The organism is Variovorax sp. 20P10.2.4 (assembly GCF_058244205.1).
In genome coordinates, this window is sequence record NZ_JBZAYE010000823.1 from 1 (window position 1) to 2753 (window position 2753).

1 pseudogene is annotated in these 2753 nt (G+C 72.5%); it reads left to right on the forward strand.

The features are described 5' to 3' along the window. A pseudogene (locus tag AC27VN_RS38120) lies at positions 1–2753 on the forward strand (hypothetical protein); the annotation flags it as partial.

The window sequence follows — 2753 nt, forward strand, 5'->3', positions numbered from 1 at the left end:
GGGCAGCGAGAACGCGGCCTTCGGCAGCGGCGCCGGCACGGGCGTCACGGGAGAGGCCAACACCAGCCTCGGCACCTCGGCCGGGGTCGATGTCCAGGGCGACCGCAACACCTTCGTGGGCAACGACTCGGGGACCGGCGCCAAGGGCGCGCGCAACGTAGCGGTCGGCAACAACGCGGGCGACAGCATCGACGGCAACGACAACCTGGGCCTGGGCAGCAGCGCGGGCAACGGCGTGCAGGGCAATCGCAACGTCGGTGTCGGCACGGTGGCCGGCAGCGTGGTGACGGGGACCGACAACGCCGCGCTCGGCACGGGGGCCGTGAGCCTCGTGAAGGGCAGCGGCAATGTCGGCGTGGGGCAGGGCGCGGGCGGCGTGGTCGATGGCGACAACAACGTCTCCATCGGCAGGGGCGCCGGCACGGCGGCGATGCTCGACCTGGACCGCGGCGGCTATGTCGACCGCAGCGGCAACCTGCTGGCGGGACAGCCGGCGGCCACGAAGGCGAACGACACGGTCTCGATCGGCAACCTCGCCTATGCCTCGAAGGACCGCGCGATCGCGGTAGGCAAGGGTGCCGAGGCCAGTGGCCTCGAGGCCGTGGCCATGGGCCCGGGCGCGCAGGCCAACGGCGAGGAGAGCCTCAGCGTGGGCCCGAACGCGGGCCGGGGCTCGAGCGGTGCCTACAACGCCGCCTTCGGCACCAAGGCCGGACAGAACGTGACCGGCACCAGCAACGTCGCATTGGGCGGCAATGCGGGCAACGGCGTGGCCGGCGACTTCAACCTCGGCGTGGGCGAGGGCGCGGGCACGCGCACCGAGGGCTCGTACAACGCGGCCCAGGGCCACTATGCGGGCACCGACATCAAGGGCAACGCCAACCTGTCCGCCGGCTTCTACGCGGGCTTGGGCACCCAGGGCGACAACAACGTGGCCCTGGGCAGCATGGCGGGCGTCAACGTCGAGGCCAGCGACACGGTGAGCATCGGCAGCAGCGCCGTGGCCGGCAAGGACGGCGCGGTCGCGGTGGGCCGCGAGGCCCAGGCCAGCGCGGCCGACGGCGTGGCGCTGGGCGCCGGATCGCAGGCGACGCAGGATGCGGCCGCGCTGGCGCTGAAGAACGCCTATGCGCCCGATGGCGCCGCGGTGGCCGGCAGCGCGCCGGTGGGCGAGGTGTCGGTGGGCAGCGCGGGCAAGGAGCGCCGCATCACCAACCTCGCGGCGGGCGCGGACGACACCGACGCGGTGAACGTGAGCCAGCTCAAGGCGGCGCAGACGCACTACTACAGCGTGAACGACAACGGCACGCCCCAGGGCAACCACGACAACAGCGGGGCCACGGGCATCAACAGCCTGGCGGCGGGCGTGAATGCCGCGGCGACGGCGGACCAGTCGGTGGCCGTCGGCGTTTCGTCCGTGGCCTCGGGCGGCGGCGGCGTGGCCGTGGGCAATTCTTCGCAGGCGCGGGGCCAGCAGACCACGGCCATCGGCGGGAACGCCGGCAATGGCGTGACCGGCGGCGACTATGCCACCTATGTCGGTACGAGTGCCGGCGCGGCTTCCAAGGGCGCGTCCAACACCTACGTCGGCAGCAGCGCGGGCCTTGGCGCGACCGGAAACTACAACGCGACGTTGGGCACCACGTCCGGCTACAAGCTGGCGGGGGACTACAACACCATCGTCGGGACCTCCGCCGGCCTGTCGACCCAGGGGGACCGCAACGTCGCCGTCGGCACCTTCGCGGGAATGAACCTGCAAGGCAGCGACAACCATGTCGCCGGCAGCGCGGCCGGCTTCGCGCTCCAGGGCGACAACAACGTCGCGGTCGGTACCTCGGCCGGCACCGGCTACTTCATCGACACCAAGACGGGCCTGCTCACCGACCGCAACGGCAACAAGGTGGCGGGCACGCCGCCGCGCACCGTGCTGAACGACACCGTGGCCGTCGGCAACCATGCCATCACCGACTCGGACCGTTCGATCGCGCTGGGCAAGCGCGCCATCGCCGGTGCGAGCGGCAGGACGGACGCCATTGCCATCGGCACCGGCGCGCAGGCCCTCGGCGCGAGCAGCATCAGCATCGGCACCGGCAACATCGTCAGCGGCGACAACAGCGGTGCCATCGGCGACCCGAACATCGTCAGCGGATCGGGCAGCTATGCGGTGGGCAACAACAACGACATCGCGGCCAACAACGCCTTCGCGGTAGGCAACAACGTGGCCATCGCCGCGGGTCTGGATGGCGCGGTGGGCATCGGCAACGGCAGCACGGTGAGCGCGGCGACCGTGGCGTCGTATGCGCCCAATGGGGCCGCCGTGGCCGGCACGGCCACTGGCAGCAACGTGGTGAGCGTCGGCGCCTCGGGCGCGGAGCGGCGCCTCACCAACGTGGCCGCCGGCGGCGCGGACACCGACGCCGTGAACGTGAGCCAGCTCAAGGCCGCGCAGACGCACTACTACAGCGTGAACGACAACGGCACGCCGGGCGACAACTACGACAACAAGGGCGCGACCGGAACCAACGCGCTGGCCGCGGGCGTGGGCGCCGCGGCCAAGGCGAACGACGGCGTGGCCGTCGGTGCCTCGGCGGTGGCGGACGGCACCTCGGGGGGCTCGGTGGCCATCGGCCGCGGCGCCAGCGCCTTCACCTCCAGCGGCGGGGCGGTCAACCATGGCGCCACCGCGATCGGCAGCGGCGCGACCGCGAGCTTCTCGAACTCGACGGCGCTCGGCGGCGATGCCAGTGCGCTGG